28 protein-coding genes are annotated in these 25,926 nt (G+C 75.1%); 10 read left to right on the plus strand and 18 right to left on the minus strand.

Annotation, left to right across the window (positions count from 1 at the left end):
• Position 1: 1 nt before the first annotated feature.
• The 3 genes from CNX65_RS28010 to CNX65_RS28020 form a co-directional block, all read right to left on the minus strand.
• Positions 2-478: a hypothetical protein gene (locus CNX65_RS28010; RefSeq protein WP_157767884.1), complete on the minus strand. Its 477-nt coding sequence runs from the start codon at positions 476-478 to the stop codon at positions 2-4.
• 69 nt (positions 479-547) lie between these two features.
• Complete coding sequence (locus tag CNX65_RS28015; RefSeq protein WP_096496421.1) at positions 548-1,438, minus strand: transketolase family protein; 891 nt, start codon at positions 1,436-1,438, stop codon at positions 548-550.
• Entirely contained in the window at positions 1,435-2,121 is a 687-nt protein-coding gene (locus CNX65_RS28020) for a thiamine pyrophosphate-dependent enzyme (RefSeq protein WP_096496422.1), read from the minus strand. Before CNX65_RS28020 ends, CNX65_RS28015 begins: the two co-directional genes overlap by 4 nt.
• Before the next feature lie 23 nt (positions 2,122-2,144).
• Here CNX65_RS28020 and soxR point away from each other — a divergent pair, with 23 nt between their 5' ends.
• Complete coding sequence (soxR, locus tag CNX65_RS28025) at positions 2,145-2,636, plus strand: redox-sensitive transcriptional activator SoxR (RefSeq protein WP_177154428.1); 492 nt, start codon at positions 2,145-2,147, stop codon at positions 2,634-2,636.
• Positions 2,637-2,650: 14 nt separating this feature from the next.
• A complete protein-coding gene (locus CNX65_RS28030) occupies positions 2,651-3,175 on the plus strand; it encodes an RNA 2'-phosphotransferase (RefSeq protein ID WP_096496423.1) in 525 nt (174 codons plus the stop codon).
• Between the two features lie 34 nt (positions 3,176-3,209).
• Here the strand turns inward: CNX65_RS28030 and CNX65_RS36470 are convergent, their stop codons facing one another.
• Genes CNX65_RS36470 through hisD form a run of 4 tightly spaced genes read right to left on the minus strand, consistent with a single transcriptional unit; the run spans position 3,210 to position 6,423 of the window.
• Entirely contained in the window at positions 3,210-3,365 is a 156-nt protein-coding gene (locus tag CNX65_RS36470; RefSeq protein ID WP_177154429.1) for a hypothetical protein, read from the minus strand.
• On the minus strand, positions 3,366-3,968 hold the full coding sequence (gene hisB / locus CNX65_RS28035; RefSeq protein WP_096496424.1) for an imidazoleglycerol-phosphate dehydratase HisB: 603 nt from the start codon (positions 3,966-3,968) through the stop codon (positions 3,366-3,368). It lies immediately after the preceding gene.
• A complete protein-coding gene (locus tag CNX65_RS28040; RefSeq protein WP_096496425.1) occupies positions 3,965-5,110 on the minus strand; it encodes a histidinol-phosphate transaminase in 1,146 nt (381 codons plus the stop codon). Before CNX65_RS28040 ends, hisB begins: the two co-directional genes overlap by 4 nt.
• Complete coding sequence (gene hisD, locus CNX65_RS28045; RefSeq protein ID WP_096496426.1) at positions 5,107-6,423, minus strand: histidinol dehydrogenase; 1,317 nt, start codon at positions 6,421-6,423, stop codon at positions 5,107-5,109. The genes CNX65_RS28040 and hisD overlap by 4 nt, the downstream gene beginning before the upstream one ends.
• A gap of 197 nt (positions 6,424-6,620) precedes the next feature.
• On the opposite strand from hisD, the gene CNX65_RS28050 reads away from it, so the two are divergent.
• On the plus strand, positions 6,621-7,940 hold the full coding sequence (locus tag CNX65_RS28050) for a M14 family metallopeptidase (protein ID WP_096496427.1): 1,320 nt from the start codon (positions 6,621-6,623) through the stop codon (positions 7,938-7,940).
• 98 nt (positions 7,941-8,038) lie between these two features.
• Here the strand turns inward: CNX65_RS28050 and CNX65_RS28055 are convergent, their stop codons facing one another.
• Positions 8,039-9,220: an aminotransferase class V-fold PLP-dependent enzyme gene (locus CNX65_RS28055; protein WP_096496428.1), complete on the minus strand. Its 1,182-nt coding sequence runs from the start codon at positions 9,218-9,220 to the stop codon at positions 8,039-8,041.
• Positions 9,205-10,752, minus strand: a complete 1,548-nt coding sequence (locus tag CNX65_RS28060; protein WP_232520039.1) for an ABC transporter substrate-binding protein — start codon at positions 10,750-10,752, stop codon at positions 9,205-9,207. The genes CNX65_RS28055 and CNX65_RS28060 overlap by 16 nt, the downstream gene beginning before the upstream one ends.
• A 28-nt stretch (positions 10,753-10,780) precedes the next feature.
• Between CNX65_RS28060 and CNX65_RS28065 the strand changes: the two genes are divergently transcribed.
• Entirely contained in the window at positions 10,781-11,560 is a 780-nt protein-coding gene (locus tag CNX65_RS28065) for a carbon-nitrogen hydrolase family protein (protein ID WP_096496430.1), read from the plus strand.
• 411 nt (positions 11,561-11,971) lie between these two features.
• A complete protein-coding gene (locus CNX65_RS28070; protein ID WP_096496431.1) occupies positions 11,972-12,409 on the plus strand; it encodes a PRC-barrel domain-containing protein in 438 nt (145 codons plus the stop codon).
• Positions 12,410-12,600: 191 nt separating this feature from the next.
• Here the strand turns inward: CNX65_RS28070 and nadC are convergent, their stop codons facing one another.
• The 3 genes from nadC to nadA form a co-directional block, all read right to left on the minus strand.
• Complete coding sequence (gene nadC / locus CNX65_RS28075; RefSeq protein ID WP_096496432.1) at positions 12,601-13,464, minus strand: carboxylating nicotinate-nucleotide diphosphorylase; 864 nt, start codon at positions 13,462-13,464, stop codon at positions 12,601-12,603.
• A 79-nt stretch (positions 13,465-13,543) separates the two neighbouring features.
• On the minus strand, positions 13,544-15,160 hold the full coding sequence (locus CNX65_RS28080; protein WP_096496433.1) for an L-aspartate oxidase: 1,617 nt from the start codon (positions 15,158-15,160) through the stop codon (positions 13,544-13,546).
• On the minus strand, positions 15,157-16,176 hold the full coding sequence (gene nadA / locus CNX65_RS28085; RefSeq protein WP_096496434.1) for a quinolinate synthase NadA: 1,020 nt from the start codon (positions 16,174-16,176) through the stop codon (positions 15,157-15,159). Before nadA ends, CNX65_RS28080 begins: the two co-directional genes overlap by 4 nt.
• Before the next feature lie 73 nt (positions 16,177-16,249).
• On the opposite strand from nadA, the gene CNX65_RS28090 reads away from it, so the two are divergent.
• Positions 16,250-16,939 carry an NUDIX hydrolase gene (locus CNX65_RS28090; RefSeq protein WP_096496435.1) on the plus strand — a complete coding sequence of 230 codons (690 nt, stop codon included), beginning with the start codon at positions 16,250-16,252 and terminating at the stop codon, positions 16,937-16,939.
• On the plus strand, positions 16,936-17,616 hold the full coding sequence (locus tag CNX65_RS28095) for an LON peptidase substrate-binding domain-containing protein (protein ID WP_096496436.1): 681 nt from the start codon (positions 16,936-16,938) through the stop codon (positions 17,614-17,616). Before CNX65_RS28090 ends, CNX65_RS28095 begins: the two co-directional genes overlap by 4 nt.
• 97 nt (positions 17,617-17,713) lie before the next feature.
• Here CNX65_RS28095 and CNX65_RS36475 read toward each other — a convergent pair whose 3' ends face one another.
• A complete protein-coding gene (locus tag CNX65_RS36475) occupies positions 17,714-18,790 on the minus strand; it encodes a HEAT repeat domain-containing protein (protein WP_096496437.1) in 1,077 nt (358 codons plus the stop codon).
• Between the two features lie 145 nt (positions 18,791-18,935).
• Here CNX65_RS36475 and CNX65_RS28105 point away from each other — a divergent pair, with 145 nt between their 5' ends.
• Positions 18,936-20,207, plus strand: a complete 1,272-nt coding sequence (locus CNX65_RS28105) for an MFS transporter (RefSeq protein ID WP_096496438.1) — start codon at positions 18,936-18,938, stop codon at positions 20,205-20,207.
• A gap of 56 nt (positions 20,208-20,263) precedes the next feature.
• On the opposite strand, the gene CNX65_RS37495 is transcribed toward CNX65_RS28105, so the two are convergent.
• The 4 genes from CNX65_RS37495 to bioD form a co-directional block, all read right to left on the minus strand.
• Complete coding sequence (locus tag CNX65_RS37495; RefSeq protein ID WP_232520040.1) at positions 20,264-21,451, minus strand: DUF2567 domain-containing protein; 1,188 nt, start codon at positions 21,449-21,451, stop codon at positions 20,264-20,266.
• Positions 21,452-21,544: 93 nt separating this feature from the next.
• Positions 21,545-21,742 carry a biotin synthase auxiliary protein BsaP gene (bsaP, locus tag CNX65_RS28115; protein ID WP_096496439.1) on the minus strand — a complete coding sequence of 66 codons (198 nt, stop codon included), beginning with the start codon at positions 21,740-21,742 and terminating at the stop codon, positions 21,545-21,547.
• On the minus strand, positions 21,739-22,782 hold the full coding sequence (gene bioB, locus CNX65_RS28120; RefSeq protein WP_096496440.1) for a biotin synthase BioB: 1,044 nt from the start codon (positions 22,780-22,782) through the stop codon (positions 21,739-21,741). The genes bsaP and bioB overlap by 4 nt, the downstream gene beginning before the upstream one ends.
• Positions 22,783-22,866: 84 nt before the next feature.
• On the minus strand, positions 22,867-23,583 hold the full coding sequence (gene bioD, locus CNX65_RS28125; protein WP_232520041.1) for a dethiobiotin synthase: 717 nt from the start codon (positions 23,581-23,583) through the stop codon (positions 22,867-22,869).
• 60 nt (positions 23,584-23,643) lie between these two features.
• On the opposite strand from bioD, the gene CNX65_RS28130 reads away from it, so the two are divergent.
• Positions 23,644-23,889, plus strand: a complete 246-nt coding sequence (locus CNX65_RS28130; RefSeq protein ID WP_096496442.1) for a glutaredoxin family protein — start codon at positions 23,644-23,646, stop codon at positions 23,887-23,889.
• A gap of 6 nt (positions 23,890-23,895) precedes the next feature.
• On the plus strand, positions 23,896-24,540 hold the full coding sequence (locus CNX65_RS28135; RefSeq protein ID WP_096496443.1) for a hypothetical protein: 645 nt from the start codon (positions 23,896-23,898) through the stop codon (positions 24,538-24,540).
• Here the strand turns inward: CNX65_RS28135 and CNX65_RS28140 are convergent.
• Positions 24,520-25,791 (minus strand): adenosylmethionine--8-amino-7-oxononanoate transaminase, encoded by a 1,272-nt coding sequence (locus tag CNX65_RS28140; RefSeq protein ID WP_096496444.1) that lies wholly within the window; start codon positions 25,789-25,791, stop codon positions 24,520-24,522. The genes CNX65_RS28135 and CNX65_RS28140 overlap by 21 nt on opposite strands.
• Between the last annotated feature and the right edge of the window lie 135 nt (positions 25,792-25,926).

Below are 25,926 nucleotides of genomic sequence, written 5' to 3' on the forward strand. Positions count from 1 at the left end.
GCTAGGCCAACGGGGAGCCGCCCTGGGTCACCGGGACCACCGGGAGGACCGTGTTGATCGCCAGGCCCGCCCGGTCCGGCAGCGCGGACACCCAGGTGTCGGCCCGGCCCTCGTCGACGAGCCTGCGCACCTCGTGGGCGTCGTCGGGCAGGTCGAGGTCGGCGGCGGCCTTGCGCAGGCCCCACCAGCGGGTGAGCGGGACGAGCTTGCGGGCGGCCCCGGTGTGGCCCGCGGCGCGGCCGTCGTCCCACAGCTCGCCCGCCGGGCTCCAGCGCAGGACCACGGCCTTGTCGCCGACCTCGCGGCACCGCTCGGCGAGCCTGGTCGCGGCGGTGTAGCCGGTCTCGCGGCGGGGCAGCAGGACGGTGCCGGAGGTCAGCGGGACGAGTGCGGCGGGACCGGCCTCGGCGCGGTGCAGGGCCAGTTGCAGCTCCGCGGTCGGCGCGGACGTCCAGATCAGCGTTCTCGGCGCGCTCACGGTGGAGATCATGCCTCAGCCGGTGGGGCGGGCCCGTGGACGCCTCGCCTTTTGCGCGACTCCGCCCCCTCAGCGCCCCCCGAACAGTCGCCGAGCCGCCTCCCGGACGCCCACCGGGTCCAGCTCGTGGGCGCTGTCGTGGTCGTCGGTGGTGCCGTAGGCGCGCAGCTCCTCGTCCCGCCGCACGCCCAGCGAGCGCAGCCGGTGCGGCTCGTCCGCGAGCGCCTGGGACACCCGGTGCGCTGAGGTGCCCTCCAGGTACGGCTCGACCAGCAGCACGTCCGGGCGGGCGTGGGCGACGGCGCGGCGCAGTCCGGCGGCGTCGAACGGGCGGACCGTGGTGGCGTAGAGCACGGTGACGTCCAGCTCGGCCACGGCCGCGAGGACGTTGTCGAGCACCGGCCCGACCGCGATCACCACGCCCGCGCCGCCGCGCCGCACCTCGGTGAACCCCTCGACCACCGGGAGCGGGGCGGCGTTGGTCCGCAGGGACAGCCGCAGGTAGGTGCGGTCGTCGCGGGCCAGCGCGGCGGTGAGCAGCGGTTCGACCTCGTCGGGGTGGCCGGGGACGTGCACGGTCCAGCCGGGCAGGGTGTCGATCAGGGCCACGTCGGCGGGCGACTGGTGGGTGCGGCCGAGTCCGGGGTCGTCGTAGGAGCCGCCGATGCCGACCAGGACCGCGCCGAGGTCCTGGTGGCCGAGGTCGAGCTTGAGCTGCTCGTACGGGCGCTCGACCAGGAACGGGGCGTAGGAGTGGATGACCGGGCGCAGGCCGGTGAGGGCCAGGCCCGCGCCGACGCCGACCATGGCCTGCTCGCGGATGCCGACGTTGACCACCCGCTCGTGCTCGGGCAGCACGTCGCGGGAGATCTCGGCGATGACGGCGGCGATCCTCGGGTCGTCGGCGAGGCCGGTGCGCAGGACGCGGGCGAAGACCTCGCGCATGGTGGTGGCGCTCATCGCTTGGCCTCCACCTTCGCGACGACGGCCAGCGGCCTGCCGGGGTGCGGGGCGGTGTACGCGGCGTGCAGCGCGTCGTGGTCGCGGCCGTCCACCTCGGCGGTCGCCCAGCCCTCGACCTCGAAGCGGCGGGCGACGCCGCCGGGCCAGCCGAGCGAGCCGGAGGAGTTGTCGACGACGGTGGTCACGAGCGAGTCGAGACCGCGTCGTCCGGCCACCGCGATCGCCTCGTGGTTGCTGCCCTCGTCCAGCTCGGCGTCGCCGACGAGGACGTGCACGGCGGGGTCGGTCCTGCCGCGCAGGCGCAGGCCGATGGCGGCGCCGACGGCGATGGGCAGGCCGTGGCCGAGGGAGCCGCTGCCGATCTCGACGCCGGGCACGAGCACGCCGTCGGGGTGCAGGCCCAGGCGCGAGCCCCAGCCCGCCCAGCCGTCGAGCTCGGCCGGGTCGAGGAAGCCCTTGGCGGCCAGGACCGCGTAGTAGGCCATCGGACCGTGCCCCTTGGACAGCAGGAACCGGTCCCGGTCGGGGTCGTCGGGGTGGCGCGGGTCGACCCGCAGCACCCGGTCGTAGAGGACCCAGAGGACGTCGAGGGTGGACTCGGCAGCCCACCCGTGCTTCTCGTCGCCGGTCATCCGCGTGATGAGCGCGGGGAGGGCGGCGTACTCGGTCGCCGTGGTCATGGCTACAGCCAACAACCTCGACCATGGTGGAGGTCAACAGTAAGGTTGAGCTGGTGAGCAAGTTGCCGGAGATGTTGACCATCGGCCAGGTCGCCGAGCGCAGCGGGGTGCCCCACACGGCGCTGCGGTTCTACGAGGAGCGCGGGCTGATCGCCTCGGAGCGCACGGCGGGCAACCAGCGCCGCTACCCCAGGCACGTGCTGCGCAGGCTCGCGTTCATCCGCACCGCGCAGCGGGTCGGGCTGAGCCTGGAGGAGGTGCGGGCGGCGCTGGCGACGCTGCCGGAGGGGCGCACGCCGACGAAAACCGACTGGAGCAGGCTGTCCGGGCAGTGGCACTCTGAGCTCGACGCCCGGATCGACGCGCTGATCAGGCTGCGCGACCGGTTGACCTCGTGCGTGGGCTGCGGCTGCCTGTCCCTGCGGAGCTGCCTGCTGCAGAACTTCGACGACCAGCAGGCCGCGGACGGTCCGGGCGCGCCCAAGCTGAAGCCCGCCTCCGAGGGCGGGACCTGAACCCGAGGAAGAGCATGACCGAAGACGAAGTGATCACGCTGTCCAAGCGGATGTCGCGCTGCCTGCGGCACGACCCCGGCCGGTACGGGCTGGCGCTGGACGCGGCGGGGTGGGTGGACCTGGGGGAGCTGGTGCGGGCGCTGCGCACCGACCGGGCGTCCGTGCTGGAGGTGGTGGAGCGCAACAACAAGCGGCGCTTCGCGGTGCGGGGCGACCGGATCAGGGCCAACCAGGGGCACAGCGTCGAGGTGGACCTGGGCCTCGCGCGCGCGGAGCCGCCCCTGGCGCTGTTCCACGGCACGAACGCGCGCGCGCTGCCGGACGTCCTGGTGGAGGGGCTGCGGCCGATGAGCAGGCACGCGGTGCACCTGTCCACCGACCTGGCGACCGCGACGACCGTGGGCGCGCGCCGGGGCAGGCCGGTGGTGCTGGAGGTGGACGCGGCGCGGATGCACGCCGACGGGCACGCGTTCAGCGTCAGCGAGAACGGGGTGTGGCTGGTCGCCGCCGTGCCGCCGGGCTACCTGCGGCAGCGCTGATCCGGGGGCGGCCACCCGCCCCCGGACCACCCGCTCACAGCGCCCAGGCCACCGCGCCGCCGACGGCGAGCGCCGCCAGCACGCCCAGCACGACCGCGAGCCCCCGGTTCGTCTTCCAGGTGCTGTACACGCCGCCCAGCAGGAACCCGGCCACCGCGATGGTCCCGTAGACCACGTACTCCTTCTGCACCTACAGCACGCCCTTCGTGGACGGGACGACGCCCGCCACGCGCGGGTCCGGCTCGACCGCCGCGCGCAGCGCCCGGCCGATCGCCTTGTACTGCGCCTCCGCGATGTGGTGCGGGTCGCGGCCGTACTCCACGCGCACGTGCAGCGCGATGCCCGCGTGGAACGCCAGCGAGTCGAACACGTGCCGGTTCAGCACGAACGGGTAGTTCCCGCCGATGGTGAACGCGTTGAACTCGGCCGGTTCCCCGGTGTGCACGCAGTACGGGCGCCCGGACACGTCGACCGCCGCGTGCGCGAGGGTCTCGTCCATGGGGATCCAGCAGTCGCCGAAGCGGCGGATGCCCTTCTTGTCGCCCAGCGCCTGCCGCAGCGCCTGGCCGAGCACGATCGCGGTGTCCTCGACGGTGTGGTGCGCGTCGATGTCCGTGTCGCCGGTGGCCCTGACCACCAGGTCCAGCGATCCGTGCGTGCCGAGGGCGTTGAGCATGTGGTTGTAGAACGGCACGCCCGTGTCGATCTCCACCTGCCCGGAGCCGTCGAGGTCGACCTCGACCAGCACCGAGGACTCCCTGGTGGCGCGCTCCACCCTGCCGACCCGGCTCACCGGCTGACCTCCTTGCTCGCTGACAGGAAACCGTTGTTCTCGTCCGGCGTGCCGATGGTCACCCGGAGCCTGCCGGGGATGCCGACGTCGCGGATGAGCACGCCCCGGTCCAGGTACTCCTGCCAGGTGGCGCGCGCGTCGGCGAACTCGCCGAACAGGACGAAGTTGGCGTTGCTGGGCGTCACGTCGAAGCCCAGGCCGGACAGCTCGGACACCACCCGGTCGCGCTCGGCGGCCAGCAGCGCGACCGAGCCGAGGGTGGCGTCGGCGTGCCGGAGGGCGGCGCGCGCGGCGGCCTGGGTGAGCGCGGACAGGTGGTAGGGCAGGCGCACGAGCAGCAGCGCGTCGATCACGGCGGGGGCGGCGGCCAGGTAGCCGAGCCGCCCGCCGGCGAACGCGAACGCCTTGCTCATGGTGCGGCTGACGAGGAGCTTGTGCGGGAACTCCGCCAGCAGCGCGACGGCGCTGGGGCGGTCGGAGAACTCGGCGTAGGCCTCGTCCACCAGGACCACGCCGGGCGCGGCCTCCAGGAGCCCGCGCAGGTCCCCGGTGGGCACGGACTGCCCGGTGGGGTTGTTGGGGCTGGTCACGAACACCACGTCCGGGCGGCGCTCGGCCACGACCTCGGCGGCCCGGTCGGTGTCGAGGGAGAAGTCGGCGCGCCGGGGCGCGGGGAACCACTCCGTCCTGGTGCCCGCCGCGATGATCGGGTGCATCGAGTAGGACGGCTCGAAGCCGAGCGCGGTGCGGCCGGGCCCGCCGAACGCCTGGAGCACCTGCTGCAGGATCTCGTTGGACCCGTTGGCGGCCCACAGGTTCCGCTCGGTCAGCGGCACGCCGGTCGCGCCCGCCAGGTACGCGGCCAGGTCGGCGCGCAGCGCGAGCGCGTCCCGGTCCGGGTAGCGGTGCAGCTCGGCGGCGGCCCGCCGCACCTCGGCGGCGACCTCGTCGACCAGCTCGGGGGTCGGCGGGTACGGGTTCTCGTTGGTGTTGAGCCGGATCGGCACGTCCAGCTGCGGCGCGCCGTACGGCGACCTGCCGCGCAGGTCCTCGCGCAGCGGCAGGTCGGCGAGGCCGACCCGGTCGCCGGGCACGGCGGCGCTCTCGCGCTCCAGGTCGGAGCTGTCCAGCGCGGGGCTCATCGGGCGAACCTCGCCGTCACGGCCTGGCCGTGCGCGGGCAGGTCTTCGGCCTCGGCGAGCGCCACGACCTTGGCCGCGACCTCGCGCAGGGCGTCCTCGCTGTAGTCCACGACGTGGATGCCGCGCAGGAACGTCTGCACGGACAGCCCCGACGAGTGCCGGGCGCAGCCGCCGGTGGGCAGCACGTGGTTGGAGCCCGCGCAGTAGTCGCCCAGCGACACCGGCGAGTGCGGCCCGACGAACACCGCACCGGCGGCGCGCACCCGCGCGGCCACGGCGGCGGCGTCGGCGGTCTGGATCTCCAGGTGCTCGGCGGCGTAGGCGTCCACGACGCGCAGGCCGTCGTCCACGGTGGACACCAGCACGACGCCGGACTGCTCGCCGGTGAGCGCGGTGCGCACCCGCTCGTGGTGCTTGGTCTCCGGCGCCAGCCGGGCCAGCGCGGCGTCGACGGCGTCGGCGAGCGGCTCGGAGGTGGTGACCAGGACGGCGGCGGCCAGCGGGTCGTGCTCGGCCTGGCTGATCAGGTCGGCGGCCACGTGCACCGGGTCGGCGGTCTCGTCGGCGAGGACCGCGATCTCGGTGGGACCGGCCTCGGCGTCGATGCCGATCAGGCCGCGCAGCAGGCGCTTCGCGGCGGTGAGGTAGATGTTGCCGGGCCCGGTGACCAGGTCGACGGCCTCCAGCTCCTCCCCGGTGGTGTCGACGCCGCCGTGCGCGAGCAGCGCGACGGCGAGCGCGCCGCCGACCGCCCACACCTCGGTGACGCCGAGCAGCGCGGCGGCGGCCAGCACGGTGGGGTGCGGCAGCCCGCCGAAGTCGGCCTGCGGCGGCGAGCACACCACGAGCGACTCGACGCCCGCGGTCTGGGCGGGGACGACGTTCATGACCACGCTGGACGGGTACACGGCGAGGCCGCCGGGCGCGTACAGGCCGACCCGGCGGACCGGGACCCAGCGCTCGGTGACCGTGCCGCCGGGCACGACCTTCGTGGTGGTGTCGGTGCGGCGCTGGTCGGCGTGGACGGCGCGGGCGCGGGCGATGGACTCCTCCAGCGCGGCCCGGACCTCGGGGTCCAGCCCGGCGAGCGCGGCGTCCAGCTCGGCCTGCGGCACGCGCACCCGCTCGGGGCGGACGCCGTCGAAGCGCTCGGTGTGCTCCAGCACGGCCTCGACGCCCCGGTCCCGCACGTCCTGCACCAGCGGCCGGACCTGATGCAGCACCGCGTCCACGTCGACCTCGGCGCGCGGCAGCGCGGCGCGCAGTTCGGCGGCGGACGGGACCCGGCCTCGCAGGTCGACGCGGTTGAGCATGTCACCAGGGTAGGGCGTCCACCATCCGGGCGAGTGGCAGGCCCGTGGTGCGTCAACTGTCAGCTCTCACACCATGCGGTGAAGCCGTCCAATGGACCTTTCCGAAGGGTGACGGGAGCGCCACGCTGCGTGGTGCGCGTGACAACGAGGTCGGGCGCACTCCGTCGCACAACCCTGCCTGATGATGGAGGAAGCAGATGTCCTTCAAGCGACGCGGTCTCACGGCCGTGGCGCTCGGAGCCTGCCTGGTCCTGGTGCCCCTGCACACCGGGTCCGCGCAGCCGAGCGCGCAGCAGAGCCCCCAGCGGGAGCTGTTCGAGATCACCGCGACCGACGCGCACCAGCGCACCCGGATCGCGAGCACCGGCGTGGACGTGCTGGGCGTGGACGGCGACCGCATGACGGTCATCGCCGAGCGCCACCAGCGCGGCACGCTCACCGCGACCGGCCTGCCGGTCAAGTCGCTGGGCGACGCGGAGGCCGACCTGGCCGCGCTGGGCCGGGTCGACTTCGCCGACCCGAAGCCCGACGAGGTCGGGACCAGGGACTTCCCGTCCGGCTACACCGGGTACCACAACTACTCGGAGGTGGTCGCCGAGCTGAACCAGACCGTCGCCGACCACCCGAACCTGGTCTCGCTGCGCAGCATCGGCAAGACCTACGAGGGCCGCGACCAGTGGATGCTCAAGATCAGCGACAACCCGGCGGTCGACGAGGCCGAGCCGGAGGTGCTGTTCACCTGCAACCAGCACGCCCGTGAGCACCTGACGGTGGAGATGTGCCTGCGCATCATCCAGCGCTACACGGACGGGTACGCCACGAACTCCACGATCAAGTCCCTGGTGGACTCGCGGGAGATCTGGATCGTGCCGAGCGTCAACCCGGACGGCGCGGAGTACGACGTCGCGGCGGGCACGCTGCGGGCGTGGCGCAAGAACCGCCAGCCGAACTCGACGTCCACCGGCACCGACACCAACCGGAACTGGGGCTACAAGTGGGGCTGCTGCGGCGGCTCCAGCGGTTCCGGGTCGTCGGAGACCTACCGGGGCACGGCGGCGTTCTCCGCGCCGGAGACCCGCAACATCCGGGACTTCGTGGGCAGCCGCGTGGTCGGCGGGGTGCAGCAGATCAAGGCCAACATCGACTGGCACACCTACTCGGAGCTGATCCTGTGGCCGTACGGCTACACGACGGCGGACACCGACACCGGGTTGAACGCCACGCAGGCCAGGGTGTTCTCGACGCTGGGCAGGCAGATGGCCGCGCTCAACGGCTACACCCCGCAGCAGGCCAGCGACCTGTACATCACGGACGGCGCGGTCGACGACTGGATGTGGGGCACGCACAAGATCTGGAGCTACACGTTCGAGATGTACCCGTCCTCGGGCGGCGGGACGAGCGGGTTCTACCCGCGCGACACGGTCATCGCGGCGCAGACCTCGCGCAACGACTCGGCCGTCGAGCTGTTCCTGAGCTACGCGGACTGCCCGCCCCGGATCATCAGCAGCACCTGCTGACCCGGTAGCGGCACGACGCGGCCCGGTCGCGCGGGGGCCCCGAACCTCCCCGCGCGACCGGGCCACCGCTCCTGCCGGTCTTCCCCGGTCGTGCCCGCTCAGAGCCCGGCGACCACGTCCACGGCCCGGTCGACCTGGGCGGGTTCGAGGAAGTAGTGCGGCGAGGCCCGGACGACCTCGGTGACGCCGCGCCGGGTCATGTCCAGCCGGGTGGAGGTCAGCCCGCTGGTGGTGACGGTGACGTCCGCCTCGGCCAGCCGGGCCTTCACGTCCGAGGGCTCGCGGCCGTCGACGGTGAACGTGACGATGCCGGAGCGCCGCTCCCCCAGGTCGCGCACGGTCACCCCGCCGATCCCGGACAGCCCGGCGCGCAGCCGCTCGGCGCGCGCCGACACCTCGGCGGCGATGGCGTCGATCCCCAGGTCCAGGGCGTAGCGGGCGGCGGCGACGAGGCCGAGGCGGTCGGCGATGCCGAACTCCCACAGCTCGTGCGCGCGGGCGCCCGCGCGCACCGAGAACTCGGCCGGTCCGGTCCACTCGCCGCCGTGCAGGTCGACCAGCCGGGGCCGCACCCGCCCGGCCACCGCCCTGCGGACGACCAGCACGCCGGTGCCCCTGGGCCCGCGCAGCCACTTGCGGCCGGTGGCGGAGATCAGGTCGACGCCCAGCTCGTCGGCGCGCACCGGCAGCTGGCCGATGCTCTGGCAGGCGTCCAGCAGCACCAGCGCGCCCACCCCGTGCGCGGCGTCGGCGACCTCGCGGACCGGGTTGACCAGGCCGCCGTTGGTGGGGGCGTGCACGAGGGAGACCAGCTTGACCCGCTCGTCCAGCAGCTCCCGCAGCGCGGCCACGTCGACCTGGCCGACCCCGTCGGACGGGACGGTCTCCACGCTCGCGCCGACCTCGCGGGCGCGCTGCAGGATCGGGATGGCGTTGCCCGCGTACTCGACCTCGGTGACCAGCACCCGGTCGCCCGCGGCCAGCGGGACGGCGTCGAACGCGGACAGCCACGACCGGGTGGCGCTGTCGGTGAAGGCGATCTCGTCGGGCTCGGCCCCGAGCAGCTCGGCGAGCACGCCGTACCCGGCGTCGAGGTCGTCGGCGCGCTCGGCGGCGGCCCGGTAGCCGCCGACCTCGGCCTCGCGGCGCAGGTGGCCGACGACCTCGTCAACGACCCGGTCGGGTGGGAGGGAGGAGCCTGCCGAGTCGAGGAAGACGCCTCGGGAGGCCGCGGGGGTGTCGGCTCGGACGGTGGTCAGGTCGATCACTTGGAACCCCACTTCTCGATGTTCCACCACGGCCCCCAGGACAGCGGACCGGCGCCCGCCGTGTCCACCACCTGCTGGTAGCCGTTCCAGTTGTCGCGCACCACGTAGGTGTGCTGGACCAGGGCGAGCACCACCATCGCCGGGTCCTCCGCGTAGGCGCGCTGGAACTGCCGGTAGGCGGTGGCCCGCTGGGCGGGGTCGAGCTGGGCGCGGCCGGTGTCGAGCGCGGCGTCCACGACCGGGTCGGAGTAGCCCCACGGGTTGCCGGTGCGCAGCGCGGCGGTGAGGGCGAGGTCGGGGTCGAACGGGGAGCCGCCCGCCCACAGCAGCGCGTCCTGGCCGAGGCGGGGCCGGATCGAGTCCCAGGCCAGGCCGGCGAGCTGCACGTCGACGCCGACCGCGCGGGCGTCGGCGGCGAAGCCGGTGGCCAGGTCGTTGCGGACGACGTCGCCGATCGGGTACATGAGGGTGAACCGGGCGGGCGCGCCGTCGCGGGCGCGCATCCCGTCCGCGCCCTTGGCCCAGCCCGCCTGGTCGAGCAGCTGCTCGGCGCGGGCCTTGTCGTGGCGGATGGACGCGGTGGTGTCGACGTACTCGGGCGTGGTCTCCGGCACGGGGGTGCTGGCGGCGGTGCCCTTGCCGCCGAGGAGGCTCTGCACGAGGGCCTCCCGGTTGACGGCGGCGTTGAGGGCGGCGCGGATCGCCGGGTCGCCGGTGACCGGGTTGCCGGTGGGCAGGGTGACCGCGCGCAGGTCGGCGGAGCGGTGGGTGATCAGCCGCATCCCGCTGGCGGAACCGGCGAGCGCGGCGAGGCGGGGCGGCAGCTCGGCGCCGTCGAACTCGCCCGCCTGCATCCGCTGGGCGCGGGTGTTGTCGTCGGGCGCGAAGACGACGGTCAGCTCGCGCACGCCGGGCGCGCCGCCGCGGAACTCGGGGTTGGCGGTGAGCTGGAGGCGGTCGCCGCGCTTGTGCTCGACCACCTGGTAGGGGCCGGTGCCGACGGGCTCGACCTGGTCCAGGGGCACGCCGAGGGCCTCGCTGGGCAGGATGCCGAGGACGAGCTTGTGCGGGAACGCGGCCCAGGGCCTCTCCAGCGCGAACCGGACGGTGCGGTTGTCCAGCTGCTCGACGCCCTGCAGGCCCGCGAAGTCGGCGCGGACGGTGGAGCCGGTGGCCGGGTCGAGCAGGGCGCGGTAGGTGGCGACGACGTCCTCGGGGCCGAAGGTGGAGCCGTCGCTGAACTTGACGCCCTCGCGCAGGGTCGCGGTCCAGGACAGGCCGTCGGCGGAGGGGGTCGGCAGCTGCTCGGCGAGCGCCGGGGCGAGGGTGAGGTCGGCGGAGTGGGCGACGAGCCCGTCGTAGATCTTGGCGGCGCCGTTCGCGCCGTAGCCGAGCAGCGGGTTCAGCGAGGTGGGCTCGACGGCCTGGGCGAGCACCATGGAGCTGTTGTCGTCGCTGCCGCCCGCGTTCGGCGTGGGCGACCCGGTGCACCCCGCGACGCCGACGAGGAGGGCCAGGGCGGACGGGATGAGGAGGGCGCGCACGGGGCCCGACACTACCTAGAGTGGGGTCATGCGTGTCGCGCTGTGCCAGTTCAACTCGACCGACGACCCCGCCGCCAACCTGGGGCTGGTCAGGGCGCGGGTGGCGGAGGCCGCCGCGCGGGGCGCGCGGGTGGTCGTGCTGCCCGAGGCGGTGATGTGCCGGTTCGGCGTGCCGCTGGGTCCGGTGGCGGAGCCGCTGGACGGGCCGTGGGCGTCGGCGGTGCGGGGGATCGCGGACGAGCACGGGGTGGTCGTGGTGGCGGGGATGTTCACCCCGTCCCCCGACGGACGGGTGATCAACACCCTCCTGGTGACCGGCGGTGGTCACCACGTCGGGTACGACAAGATCCACCTGTTCGACGCGTTCGGCTTCACCGAGTCGCGGACCGTGGCCCCCGGCGGCGAGCCGCTGGTGGTGGTGGTCGACGGGGTCGGGCTGGGCTTGGCGACCTGCTACGACGTGCGGTTCCCCGAGCTGTTCCGGGCGCTGGCGGACCGGGGCGCGGCGGCCGTGGTGGTGGCCGCGTCGTGGGGGGCGGGCGAGGGCAAGGTCGACCAGTGGCGGCTGCTGGCGCGGGCGCGGGCCCTGGACAGCACGACGTGGGTGCTGGCGTGCGACCAGTCCGAACCGGAGGGGCGAGCGGGTTCGGCGCCGACCGGGGTGGGGCGCAGCCTGGTGGTGGGGCCGATGGGCGAGGTCGTGGCCGAGCTGGGGCCGGGGCCGGGGGTGCTGGTGGTGGACGTGGACGTGGCGGCGGTGGAGAAGGCCCGCGAGGTCCTGCCGGTCCTGGCGAACCGGCGGCTGTAGCCGGTCGGCGGCCGGAGCGGGTCGGCAGCTCGGCGGCCGGAGCGGGTCGGCGGCAATGGCCGGTCGGCAGGTCGGCGGCTGTAGCCGGTCGGCGGCGGTGGCCGGTCGGCGGCGGTGGCCGGTCGGCAGCTCGGCGGCCGGAGCGGGTCGGCAGCTCGGCGGCGGCAGCCGGTCGGCAGCCGGAACGGGTCGGCCGGTCGGCGGTTGCAGCCGGTCGGCGGCTCGGCGGCCGGAGCGGATCGCCTGCCCGGCGGTCCTAGCCGGTCGCGCCGCCACTTCCGGGTGGTGCCGGTGCGCAGCGGTGTGAACTCTCCACCACTTCCGGGTGCACCGCCCGCCGCCGGCGGGTGCGGGGCGCGGGCAGCGGGTAGCTCGGACCTGGCGGGGGTGCCCCGCGAGGGGAGCTGCGTGATGATCAACCCGGTCGACGTGGACCGACTCCACGACTGCGAGGTGCTGGACGAGCGCGGCAAGCGCATCGGTTCGGTGAAGCGGGTGTGGCTGGACGACGAGGACGGGCGGCTGGTGTGGGCGTCGGTGCACACCGGGCTGCTCGGGCTGCGGGAGCGGTTCGTGCCGATCCAGCAGGCGGCGATCGACGAGCAGACGATCGTGGTGCCGTTCGCCAAGCAGTGGGTCCGCGACTCACCGCACCTGGAGGTCGCGGGCGAGGTGCTGACCGACGCCCAGCAGGCCGAGCTGTACAGCTACTACGGCGTCACCCCGCGAACCGGTGACCACGACCGGCTGACCGGCAGCGGCTTCAGCGGCGGCCGGGCGATCAGCGACCGCATCGCGTCCGAGCGCTGGCCCACGGCCGACGAGGACGAGCCGGGAAGCGCGCGGTAGCCCGACGCCGTCCGGTGGCGAGGGCCACCGGACGGCGGGGCGGGTGCGACGGCGCGACGGGCGCGGGTCCGGGCGCGGGCCGCCGGGGTGGTCGGCGCGAACCGAGCCGGGTGGACGCGCCCCGGCCCGAGCCGGGCCACCCCGCTCACCACTCAACGCACACCCATCCAGCTCAACGCGCGCCACCCCGCTCAGCGCAGGTCCATCCCCAGGTCCAGCGCGGGCGAGGAGTGGGTCAGGCCGCCGACCGCCAGGTAGTCCACGCCGGTCTCGGCGTAGGCGCGGGCGACGTCCAGGGTGAGCCCGCCGGACGCCTCCAGCAGCACCTCGTGCCCCGCCGCACGGCGCCCCGCAGCCCGGCGCACCGCCTCGGCGCACTCGGCGACGGTGAAGTTGTCCAGCAGCACCAGCCCGACGCCCTCGTCGAGCGCCTCGTCGAGCTGCTCCAGCGAGTCCACCTCGACCTCGCACGGCAGCTCGGGCGCGTGCGCGCGCACGGCGGCGATCGCCGCCCGCACCGACCCCGCGGCCTGCACGTGGTTGTCCTTGACCAGCACCGCGTCGCCGAGCCCGAGCCGGTGGTTCACCCCGCCGCCGCAGCGCACCGCGTACTTCTCCAGCAGCCGCAGCCCCGGCAGCGTCTTGCGCGAGTCCCGCACGGCCGCCTTCGTGCCCGCGACCTCGTCGACCCAGGCGGCGGTCGCGGTGGCGACGCCGGACAGGTGGCACAGCAGGTTGAGCGCGGTCCGCTCGGCCGTGAGCAGCCCGCGCACCGGCCCGCGCAGCACCAGAGCGGGCTCGCCGGGCACCGCCTTCGCGCCGTCCTCGGCCCGCGCCAGCACCTCCACGCCGTCCCCGAGCACCGCCCGGAACACCTCCAGCGCCACCGGCACCCCGGCGAGCACCCCGGCCTTGCGCGGGGTCAGCTCGGCGACCGCCACGGCGTCGGCGGGCACCGTGGCCTCCGTCGTGGCGTCGGGCCCGTAGCGCAGGTCCTCCGCGAGCGCGGTCGTGATGACCGCGCGGGCGTCGTCCAGGTCCAGTCCGGTGCTCACGCCGCTCCCCTCGCCGGTGCGGGTCCGCCCCGCACGCCCGCGGCGCCCGCGCGGGCGCCGCTCCCGTCCAGCGCGGCCCTCACGCCGCGTCCCGCGCCAGCGCCGGGTCCGCCAGCACCGGCTGCCCGCTCGGCGTCAGCCGCACCACCTGGCTGCGCGACCACCGGGCGTCGTCCCGCCCGGCGTGGTCGGTGCGCACGTGGCACCCGCGCGTCTCGGTCCGCTCCGCCGCCGCCGCGATGAGCGCCCGCGCGGCCAGCGTCAGCGCCGCGTCCTCGACCAGCTCGCGGCTGTCCAGGACCCGGTCGGTGGTGGACAGGTCCAGCACCGAGCCGACCACGGCCAGCCCCTCGGCGTCCCGCCCGATCGCGGCGTAGCGGCTCATCACCCGCTGCAGCGAGTCCCGGTCCGCCACGGGGGCGGTGGGCAGCTCGGCGTGGCCGGTGGCCCTGGCGAGCAGGCCCAGCGCGAGGTCGGCGGCGACCGCCTCGGCGGCCCGCGCGCCCACGACCAGGCCCTCCAGGAGGCTGTTCGAGGCCAGCCGGTTCGCCCCGTGCAGCCCGGTCCTGGCCACCTCGCCCGCCGCGTACAGGCCGGTCACGGCGGTGCGCCCGTCCACGTCGGCCACCACGCCCCCGCACGCGAAGTGCGCGGCGGGCGCGACCGGGATGGGCTGGCTCGCCGGGTCGATCCCGGCCGCCAGGCACGCGGCCAGCACGGTCGGGAAGCGCCGGGCGAAGTCCCCGATGCCGGTCGCGTCGAGGAACACGTGGTCGTCGACGCCGCCGGGCGCGGTGGCCGCGTGCCGGGTGATGGCCGCGGCGACCACGTCGCGCGGGGCCAGGTCCTCCAGCGGGTGCACGCCGCGCATCACGCGCCGCCCGAGCGCGTCGAGCAGCACCGCGCCCTCGCCGCGCACGGCCTCGGTGACCAGCGGGCACCGGCCGCGCGCGCCGCGCCCGGTGTAGAGCACGGTCGGGTGGAACTGGACGAACTCGACGTCGGCGGCGTGCGCGCCCGCGCGCATCGCCAGCGCCAGCCCGTCGCCGGTGGCGACCTCCGGGTTGGAGGTGGCCTGGTAGAGCTGGCCGAGGCCGCCGGAGGCGAGCAGCACGGCGGGGGCCGTGACGACACCGGGCACGCCCGCCGAGTCCAGCACGAGCAGCCCGCACACCGCGCCGAGCGGGGTGCGCACGGCGTCGACGGCGACGTGGTCCTCCAGCACCGGCACCCGGTCGTCCCCGGCGGCGGCGAGCAGCGCCCGCTCCACCTCGGCGCCGGTGGCGTCGCCGCCCGCGTGGACGACGCGGAACGCGCTGTGCCCGCCCTCGCGGGTGCGGGCGAGCTTGCCGCCGGGGGCGGGGTCGAACACGGCGCCGCGCTCGCGCAGCCGGGTGACCGCCGCCGGTCCGCCCGAGACGATCGCGGCGACCGCGGCCTCGTCGCACAGGCCAGCGCCCGCGACGAGGGTGTCGGCGACGTGCGCGTCGACGGTGTCGCCCTCGTCGTGCTCGCCGGGCAGGACGACGGCCACGCCGCCCTGCGCCCACCGGGTGTTGCCGTCGCCGCCCGCCGCCTTGGTCACGACCAGGACGCGCAGCCCCAGCTCACGGGCCCGGAGCGCGGCGGTGAGGCCCGCGACGCCGGTGCCCACGACGACCAGGTCGGCGCGGGCCTCCCAGCGCGCCGCGCTCACTCGCCGCCGCCGGGCTGACCGATCTCGATCATGCGCTGCACGGCGCCCTGGGCGCGGCGGGCGGTCTCCGCGTCGACGTGCACCTCGTCGAGGTTCTCGCGCAGGCAGCGCAGCAGCGCGGTCGGGGTGATCATCTTCATGTAGGTGCAGGACGCGCGGTCGTTGACCGGGCGGAAGTCGATCTCCGGGGCGGCCTTGCGCAGCTGGTGCAGCATCCCGACCTCGGTGGCGACCAGCACGGACTTCGCGCTGGTCCCGCGCGCGGCGGTGATCATGTCGCCGGTGGACAGGATCTTGACCTGCTCGGCCGGGACGGCGCCCTCGCCCGCGAGGTAGAGCGCCGAGGTGGCGCAGCCGCACTCGGGGTGGATGAACAGGTCGGCGTCCGGGTTCTCGGCGGCGCGCGCGGCCAGCTCCGGGCCGTTGATGCCCGCGTGGACGTGGCACTCGCCCGCCCAGATGCGCAGGTTCTCGCGGCCGGTCTCGCGCTTGACGTGCGCGCCGAGGAACTGGTCGGGCAGGAACAGCACCTCGCGGTCGGCCGGGATCGAGGCGACCACGTCCACCGCGTTGGACGAGGTGCAGCAGATGTCGGTCTCCGCCTTCACGTCGGCGGTGGTGTTGACGTAGGACACCACGACCGCGCCCGGGTGCTGCGACTTCCACTCGCGCAGCTGGTCGGCGGTGATGGAGTCGGCCAGCGAGCAGCCCGCGCGCTCGTCCGGGATCAGCACGGTCTTGTGCGGGGCGAGGATCTTCGCGGTCTCGGCCATGAAGTGCACGCCGCAGAAGATGATCGTGGACGCCTCGCTGGCGGCGGCGATGCGGCTGAGCGCCAGGGAGTCGCCGGTGTGGTGGGCGATGTCCTGGATCTCGGGCAGCTGGTAGTTGTGCGCCAGGATGACCGCGTCGCGCTCGCGGGCCAGCCGCAGCACCTCCTCGCGCCAGTCGGCGTCGGGCGCGATCCCGTCGTACGCGCCGTCCGAGGCGCGCTCCAGATAAGCGGTGGCAGCCATGAGTGGTCCTTCCCCGAGCCCCGTCGCCAGGTTTTCGCCCAGGGGACGAAAACAAGGTCGATAGTATCATCGGGTGGGACTCGCGGAACATGAGGTGCTGGCCGCCGTCCTCCAGGTGAGAGCCGGGTCACTCCAGGTCATGCTGTGGGAGCGGGGTCGGGAGCCGCAGGCGGGGCGCTGGTCGCTGCCAGGGGGGAAGCTCGGTCCCACCGAGGACGTGGAGGAGTCGATCCGGCGGCAGCTCGCCGAGAAGGTCGACGCGCGGCAGCTCGCGCACGTGGAGCAGCTGGCGGTGTTCAGCGCGCCGGGGCGCACGCCGGGGCAGCGGGTGGTCGCCACCGCGTTCCTCGGCCTGGTGCCGTGCGACGTGGACCCTGCGGTGCCGTCCGACACCGGCTGGCACCCGGTGGACGCGCTCCCGGCCACGGCGTTCGACCACGAGGCGATAGTGCGGCGGGCCAGGCAGAGGCTCGCCTCCAAGCTGTCCTACACCAACCTCGGGTTCGCGCTGGCCCCGCCGGAGTTCACCATCTCGGCGCTGCGCGAGCTGTACTCGGCGGCGCTGGGCTACCCGGTGGCCGCGACGAACCTGCAGCGGGTGCTGTCCCGGCGCGGACTGCTGGAGCCGACCGGGGCCACCTCGCCGCCGGGACCGGCGGGCGGCAGGCCCGCGGCGCTTTTCCGTTTCGCGTCAAGGGGAATGCGGGTCACCGACCCGTTCGCCGTGCTGCGACCACCCTCAGGTCGTAGCGTGGGACCGTGACGTCGACGCTCCCGTTGTTCCCGCTCGGAACCGTGCTGCTGCCCGGGGCGTCCCTGCCACTGCACATCTTCGAGCCGCGCTACCGGCAGTTGACCGTGGACCTGGTGACCGGCGCCGTGCCGGACCGCAGCTTCGGGGTCGTCTCCATCAAGCAGGGCTGGGAGGTCGGCGCGGAGAACGTGCAGGCGCTGCAGGCGATCGGCTGCTCGGCGGTGCTCCAGGACACGCACCGCTTCCCGGACGGCAGGTTCGACCTGGCGACGGTGGGCGGCAGCAGGTTCCGCCTGCTGGAGGTGGAGGAGAACGCGGCGCCCTACCTGGTGGGCAAGGTGGAGTGGCTGCCGGACACCCCGTCGCCGCCGGAACTTGCGTCCGTGCTGCCGCTGCTGGCCGCGAGCGCCAGGGCCGCGCACGCCCGGTACCGGGAGGCGGCGCGGTTCGAGCGGGAGTGGTTCCCCGAGCACTCGCCGGAGATGTTCGACGACCTGGCCTACCGGTTGGCCAGCGACTGCCTGATGACGATGGAGGACCGGCAGCGGCTGCTGGAGGAGACCGTGGAGGCGCGGCGGCTGAGGTTGGTGCGCAAGGTCCTGCACCGCGAGGCCGGGCTGCTGGCGGCGCTGCGCGCGGTGCCCGCGCCCCTGTCGGAGTTCGGCCACCCGCCGAACCGGAACTGACCGGCGGGGCGCGGGTTCCCCGGTGGGGCGCTTTCCGGCGCCGCGAGCGCGGCGCCGGAACTCCTTGTGGCACAAGGGCGAGCGCCCGCGAACACCGTCATCCGGCCGCAGGCGGCGGCGCGTCGAGGACACCGCGCGCGGCGGTGCGGACGTGCGGGCTGGGGTCGTCGAGCGCGGGCCGCGCGAGCTCCGGCCTGCCGCGCAGGCGCAGCGACGTGACGGCGACGGCCCGCACCGCCGGATCGGCGTGCGAGAGGGCGGCCACGAGGCGCTCGCGCGCGGTCTCGGGATCGCCGATCCGGCCCAGCAGCAGGGTTTCCGCGCAGTCGTCGCCGGGGACCCGCCACTCCCCGCACCGCTCCAGCGCCCGCAGCGCGAGCAGTCGCGAGCGCCGGTCGCCGGTCGCGAGCACCCGGCGCAGCGCGGGCGCGGAGCCCTTGTCCGCCAAGCGGAGCAACCCGGTGAGCGCGGCCCGCGCGTGCTCGCCGGAGGCGAGCTCCCCCAGTCGCGGCAACGACTCCACGCCGCCGACCTCGGCGAGCAACCACGCGGCGGCGGTCCGGACCTCCGGCGCCGGGTCGTCCAGGCAGGCCAGCGCGACGGCCTCGCCTCGGGCGTCCCCGGTGCGCCGCAAGGCGTTCAGGACCGCGTGCCGCCGGTCGGACGCGGACGGCCCCGCCGCCTTCCCGAGCGCGACGAGCAGCGCGGGCACGACCACCTCCGGCACGACCGCACCGAGGTCCCGGTCGCGCGCCAGCGCGCTCAGCGCCTCGGCCGACCGCAGCGCGCCGACCTCGTCCGGGCCGACGACCCACTCGGCCAGCAGCGGCACGGCCTCGACCACCCGCCAGCGGCCCAGGACCACCGCGAGCGCGGAGCGGTGCGGCGTCGGACCGCGCGCGGCCTCCAGCAGCGGCGGCACGAGGTCGGGGCGCGGGACTCGCAGGCAGCGAGCCGCGACGAGTTCGGCGAACGCCGTCGCGTTGCCCCGCTCGGAGTGCGAGGCGCCCTCCGCGCGGTCCGGTTCCCGGCCGAGGGCCGCGACCAGGACGGGCGCGGCCTCCGGCAGGTCGCCGACCAGGGCGAGCGCGTCCCTGCGCGCCCAGTACCGGCGCGGGTCCTGGCACTCCAGCTCCGCGAGCAGTTCGGCGCGCCCGTCAGCCCCGTCCCCCACCGTCCCCACCCGCCCAGCCAAGCACAGCGCCCCCCGAACCCGCCCCACCCCGAATCCCCATTCCCCACCGAAGCATCCTGGTGGGATTGTTCAACAATCCCCTACCGTGTGGCGCACAGCACACCCCTCCCCCAGCGAGGTGAGAATGAGCGCCACCGCACCGGACAGCGCCACGTCCAGCGACGGGAACGGCCGGTTCGCCTGGTACCGCACCCTCGGGCAGCGCGGACGGCGCGCCTTCGTCGGCGCGTTCGGCGGCTACGGCCTCGACTCCTACGACTTCCAGGTCCTGCCGCTGGGCCTGGTCGCCATCACCGCCTACTTCGGGATCACCAAGGGCGAGGCGGGCCTGCTCACCACGGTCACCCTCGTGGTCAGCGCGCTCGGCGGCGCCATCGCGGGCGTGCTCGCCGACCGCCTCGGCCGCACCCGCGCCCTGATGATCACCGTCGTCACCTACGCCGTGTTCACCGTCCTGTGCGGGTTCGCCACCAGCTACGAGGTGCTCCTGGTGTTCCGCGCCCTGCAGGGCCTGGGCTTCGGCGGCGAGTGGGCGGTCGGCGCGATCCTGGTCGCCGAGTACTGCGCGCCCCGCTACCGGGGCCGCACCGTCGCGTTCGTCCAGAGCTCGTGGGCGGTCGGCTGGGCGCTGTCGGTGCTGGTCTACGCGCTGGTGTTCGAGCTGGTGCACCCCGACCTGGCCTGGCGGGTGCTGTTCTTCACCGGCGCGCTGCCCGCCCTGCTGATCATCTACGTCCGCCGCCGCGTCCAGGACGCCCCCGAGGCCACCGCCCGCCGCACCGCGAGCGCCGAGCGCGGCTCGTTCGGCGCGATCTTCACCGGCCCGCTGGCCCGCACCACCGCGTTCGCGTCCCTGCTGGCCACGGGCGTGCAGGGCGGCTACTACACGCTCGCGACCTGGCTGCCGACGTACCTGAAGTCCGAGCGCGGCCTGACCGTCATCGGCACCGGCGGCTACCTGGCGTTCCTGATCTCGGGCGCGTTCACCGGCTACGTGTGCGGCGGCCACCTGACCGACGAGCTGGGCCGCAAGCGCACGTTCGCGCTGTTCTCGGTGCTGTCGGCGGCGCTGATCCTGCTCTACACCCGCATCCCGGAGGGCGCGAACACCACGATCCTGTTCCTCGGCTTCCCGCTGGGCTTCTGCACGTCGGCGATCTTCAGCGGGTTCGGCTCGTTCCTGTCGGAGCTGTACCCGGCGCACCTGCGCGGCACCGGCCAGGGCTTCACCTACAACTCCGGGCGGGCCGTGGGCGCGCTGTTCCCGGCGGCGGTCGGGTTCGCGGCCGAGAGCGCGGGCGTGGGCGGCGCGATGGCGTTCGGGGCGGCGGCCTACGGCATCGCCGTGCTGGCGCTGCTGGGCCTGCCGGAGACGCTCGGCCGGGAGCTGGGGTGAGCGCTGCCGCTCACGCGCGGGCCACCGCGACCGGCGCCTGCGCGGTCCGAAGTCGCTCAGGCGAGCCTGCGCCCCAGGTCGTCCATGCCGTTCCAGGCCGCGAGGCAGCCGTACGCGAGCGCGGTGCCGAGCGGCCAGGCCACGATGCCCCACGCGCTGTCCAGGGAGGGCGCCAGCCGGATCACCTCGCCGACCGCGGGCGCGGACGCCAGCTCGTGGCGCCAGGTCGAGAACGGCGCGCTGACCCGGAACGCCAGGAACGCCGCCAGCACCGACCCGACCGTCGCGGCCAGCATGACCACGGGGCCGCGCAGCTCGCGCATCATCCACGACGCGGCGCCGGTGAGCACCCCGGCGGCCAGGCCGAGCAGCACGAACACCATCAGCGAGTCGAGCCGGTGGTAGCTCTCGCCGGGCACCGGGACGAACCCGCCCGACTGCACCACGACGTTCTGGGCGGGCGCGAGCCACGCCCACAGCAGGCCGATCGGCAGGCCGAGGAGGGAGGTCGTGGAGAACACCTTGATCGCGGCCGGGATGTCCCGCTGCACCACCACCTTGGGCCGCTCGCGGTGGAAGGAGTACGGCGGGTGGGTCGGGGCGTCGGAGGTGTCCGCCCAGAACTCGGCGGGCGGCTGGCGGTCGTACCCGTCGAGGGTGTCGGGCCGGGCGACCCGCTCGGTCGGCGGCTCGACGTCGACCGCGGCGGCGGGGGCGGCGACGTGCGCGGCCACGACGACGGCCTCGGGCGTGGGCTCGGGCCCGTCGACGGGCGCGAGGGCCGCCTGGGTGCTCTCGTCGGCCTTCGACACCGGGGGCTTGGCGGCGTCGGCGGGCTGGGGTTGGGCGGGCTCGGGGGTGGCGGGCTTGGGGGTGGCGGGCTCGGGGGTGGCGGGCTCGGGGGTGGCGGGCTCGGCCGCCTCAGCTTCGGCGGGCTCGGGAGCGGCGGGCTCGGCCTGCGCGACCGCGCCCCCGTCACCCTCGCCCTTCACGGGCTCGCCCGACGCGCCCGACCCGTTCGCGGACCCGCCCCCACCCGTTCCGGCCTCGGCCACGACCGGCTTCGGGAGCACGGCGGTCTTCTCCTCCGCCCCGCCCAGCGCGGCCTTGCTGATCCTCGTGGTCGCCTCGTCCCGGTCGGCCCCCTCGCCGCGCCGGGGCCACCCGGCCTCGGCGAGCTTGGCCTGGGCGGCGGTCGTCGAGCCGTCCGACTCGTCCTGCCCGTCAACCGGTTGCTCAGCCACCCGAGACCTCCCTGCGCGACCACCGTCGGCAGCGAGGTTACCGCGCGCCCCGCGACCACCCGACGGTCGTGGGGCGTCCGCCGTCGCCGCCGGTCAGGCCGATCGCGACTCGCCGTGCCTGCCGCACGAGGCCGTCCACCCGCCGGGCGTCACCTGCACGACCATCCGCCGCGCGCACGCCCCGCAGAACCGGGGCGGGTCGACCACCCCGAGCCGCCGCGCGCACGCCCCGTGGTCGGCCCCGTCCCGCGCCCGGCCGCAGTGCCCGCAGTACACCTCGCCCGCGCTCACAGGACCTCGTTCAACGCCTTGATCGGCATGGCCAGCTCCGCCAGCATGTCCAGGTCCTCCTGGGCGGGCCGCCCGAGGTTGGTCAGGTAGTTCCCGACGATGATCGCGTTGATCCCGCCGAGCATCCCGCGCTTGGCCCCGAGGTCGCCGAACGTCAGCTCCCGCCCGCCCGCGAACCGCAGGACCGCGCGCGGCAGCGCCAGCCGGAACGCCCCGACCACCCGCAGCGCCTCCGCGCCCTCCACCACCGGGTAGTCCTCGTACGGGGTGCCGGGGTTGGGGATGAGGAAGTTGAGCGGCACCTCGTCGGGTTCGAGGGCGGCGAGCTGGGCGGCGAACTCGGCCCGCTGCGCCAGGCTCTCCCCCATGCCGATGATCCCGCCGCAGCACACCTCCATGCCCGCCGCGCGGACCATGCGCAGCGTGTCCCACCGCTCCTCCCACGAGTGCGTGGTGACCACGTTCGGGAAGTGCGAGCGGGCGGTCTCCAGGTTGTGGTTGTAGCGGTGCACGCCCATGGCGACCAGCTCGTCCACCTGCTCCTGGGTGAGCATCCCGAGCGAGCAGGCGATCTGGATGGGGTTGCCGTCGGCGCGGATGGCCTCGATCCCGGCGCGGACCTGCGCCAGCAGCCGCGCGTCCGGCCCGCGCACGGCCGCGACGACGCAGAACTCGGTGGCCCCGGTCTCGGCGGTCTGCCTGGCCGCGCGGACCAGTCCGGGCACGTCCAGCCAGGCCGAGCGCACCGGCGAGGGGAACCGGCCGGACTGGGAGCAGAAGTGGCAGTCCTCGGGGCAGCCGCCGGTCTTGAGGGACACGATGCCCTCCACCTCGACCTCGGGCCCGCACCAGCGCACCCGCACCCGGTGCGCGAGCGCGAGGAGTTCGGGGATCCGCTCGTCGGGCAGGGCCAGCACCCGCCGGACCTGCTCCTCGGTGAGCCCGACACCGCCTTCCAGCACGCGCTCCCCGGCCTCGGCGAGCACGTCGCCCGGCTGCTCGGCGCCGCTGGGCGCGGCCTGCTCGGGTGCTGCGGACACGACTTCTCCTCACGGTCGGCGGGTGCCGTCGACGACCGAGTGTGCCCGAGCGGGGCCGTCAGGTGACAGAGCGCGACGGGCGTGTCAGCAGGTGTGCGGCGCGGAGAACTTGTCCGGGTCGAACGTGCCGCCGAACCACGGCGACAGCCCGGCGCGCGCGACCTCCAGGAACTCCGCCCCGCTCAGCGCGCCCGCCCCGTCCGGCAGCACGCCCAGCAGCGGCGCGCCCGCGACCTCGGGCAGGTCGGCGAGGTTGCAGCGGGCGGCCAGGTCCGGGTGCTCGGGCCAGCGGCCGATGACCACGCCGATCGACTCCAGACCGCGCCGCACCAGCACCTCGGCGGTGAGGGCGGTGGTGTTGAGGGTGCCGAGGGCGGCGTGGGCGACGACGAGCACGGGGGCGTGCAGCGCCCAGGCCGCGTCGGCGAGGGTGGCGCCCCGGTCGTCGAGCGGCACGAGCAGGCCGCCCGCGCCCTCCAGGAGGACCAGGTCGTGGGTGTCGTCCAGCTCGGTGGCCGCGCCCGCGATCTCGGCCGGGTGCGCGGTGGGCAGCCCGGAGCGGCGGGCCGCCGCCGCGGGGGACAGCGGGTCGGGGTAGCGGCGCAGCTCACGGGTGGTGACGGGGCCCGCCATCCGCTGGACCTCCGCCAGGTCCCCCGGCTCGCCGGGGAGGACACCGGTCTGCACCGGCTTGAGGACGGCCACCCGGCGGCCTTCGGCTGCCGCGATCGCCGCCAGCGCGGCCACGACCACGGTCTTGCCGACGTCGGTGCCCGTGCCGGTGATCACGAGGACGCTCACGGCCCACCACACTACGACGACACGCAGCGTTGCCGTGAGTGGCGCTCTACAGTCACCGGCATGGGTGAAATCGTGGTTTACAGCGCCGACTGGTGCGGGGACTGCCGCCGGGCCAAGGCGTGGTTCAGGGAGAACGGGGTGCCGTTCACCGAGGTGGACGTCGAGCACGACGAGGTGGCGCGCGAGCGGGCCGTGGAGATCGCGGGCGGGCGCAAGAACATCCCGGTGGTCGTGCTCGCGGACGGGACCGTCCTGGTGGAGCCCACGAACACCCAGTTGGCCTCGGCCGTAGCGGTCGAGGGCTGACGGCCCGTGGGGAAGGGGGCGCGCCGCAGGCGGCGGCAGCGGCAGGGGCAGCGCGCCCGCGACGAGGCGCGGCTCGCGCGCCGGACCGCCGGGCCGGTGGTCCGGGAGCGGTCGTGGTTCGAGCGGCTGAGCACCGGCAAGCAGGTGTGGCTGGTGCTGGCCGCGATCCCGCTGGGCGTGCTGGGCCACTACGTCCTGTGGTCGCACGTGGTCCCGCTGGTGGGTGAGGTCGTGGCCCCGATCCCGGTGGTGTCCACGGTGGTGGGTTGGCTGTTCGCGGGCGCCGCGTTCGCCGTGGGCGGGATCGCGATCCTGGTCGGGCGGTCCGGCGGGCCGGAGCGGGCGCGGCCGTGGCGGCGGGCCACCTGGGCGTGGGGGTCCGTCGCGGTGCTGATGGCCCCGGTCAGCGAGTGGTCGGACGTGCCGCTGCCGGTGGACTACTTCGGCGGGGTGTTCGCGGGCGCGTGGGGCGTGCTGGTGGCGCCGCTGGCGCTGGTCGTGGTCGCGCTGCTGTGGGCGGTCGTGGCGCGGTTCTCGGCGCGGGCCAGGGCGTACGGCGAGGGCGAGGGCGGGAACCGGCTGCCCGCGTGGCTGCTGATCGGGTACTCGGTGCTGCTGCTGGTGTGGGGGTCAACGCTGCTGCGCCAGTGAGGACGCCTCGGCCGCGGCGACCACGGCGGCGGCGATGTCGGCGACGTCCCGGTCGGTGCACACGAACGGCGGCATGGTGTAGACGAGGTCGCGGAACGGCCGCAGCCACACCCCGCGCTCGGTGGCGGCGGCGGTGGCGGCGGCCACGTCCACCTGGTGGTCCAGCTGCACCACGCCGATCGCGCCGAGCACCCGGACCTCCCCCGGCGCGCCCGTCAGGCCCTTCCGCAGGCCGGACTCGATGCCCGCCACCTCCGCGCGCCAGTCGCGGGAGAGGAGCAGGTCGGTCGAGGCGAGGGCGACGGCGGAGGCGAGCGGGTTGCCCGTGAACGTGGGCCCGTGGGCGAGAACCGGGACGTCGCCGCGCGCGATGCCCTCGGCCACGCGCGGGGTGCACAGCGTCGCGGCCTGGGAGAGGTAGCCGCCGGTCAGGGCCTTGCCGACGCACATCACGTCCGGGCTGACGCCCGCGTGGTCGGCGGCGAACAGCTCGCCGGTGCGGCCGAACCCGGTGGCGATCTCGTCGAAGACGAGGAGGACGTCGTTCGCCAGGGTGAGCTCGCGGAGCACGTGCAGGTAGCGGGGGTCGTGGAACCTCATGCCGCCTGCGCCCTGGACTACGGGTTCGACGATGACGGCGGCCAGCTCGTCGGCGTGCCGCTCGACGAGGTCGGCCAGTTCGGCGACGTAGGCGGTGTCCATGGCGGTGGGTGGGGCGGAGGCGAAGAGCTGCTCGGGGAGCACCCCGCGCCAGAGGGAGTGCATCCCGCCGTCCGGGTCGCAGACGGACATGGGGTGGAAGGTGTCGCCGTGGTAGCCGCCTCGCCAGGTGAGCAGGCGGCGTTTTTCCGGCTTGCCCTGGGAGCGCCAGTGCTGGAGGCACATCTTGATGGCGACCTCGACGGCTACCGAGCCTGAGTCGGAGAGGAAGACGTGCTCCAGTCCGGGCGGGGTGATCTCGACCAGCTTGGCGCAGAGGGCGACGGCGGGTTCGTGGGTGAGGCCGCCGAACATGACGTGGCTCATCCGGCCGACCTGGTCCCAGATCGCGGTGTCCAGGACGGGGTGGCGGTAGCCGTGGATTGCGGCCCACCAGGAGGACATGCCGTCCACCAGCTCGCGGCCGTCGTCCAGGCGGAGGCGGACGCCCTCGGCGGAGGTGACGACGAGCGGCTCCCGGTCGCCCGGCATGGGCGCGTAGGGGTGCCAGACGTGCTGCCGGTCCAGGCGGAGGAGATCAGCTCGGTCCACGGCGGGTGAGGGTAGTGGAGGGTGGGTGAAGAGCTTCAAGATCAAAAGCTGAAGGGCTCGCCTCGCCAGCGGGGCAGACCTCCAAAAAAGAGGGGGACGGGCTCTGCCGGCCGGTGACGCTTCCGCTGGTGGTCC

Origin of the sequence: Actinosynnema pretiosum, assembly GCF_002354875.1 — a bacterium.
GTDB classification, from domain to species: domain Bacteria; phylum Actinomycetota; class Actinomycetes; order Mycobacteriales; family Pseudonocardiaceae; genus Actinosynnema; species Actinosynnema auranticum.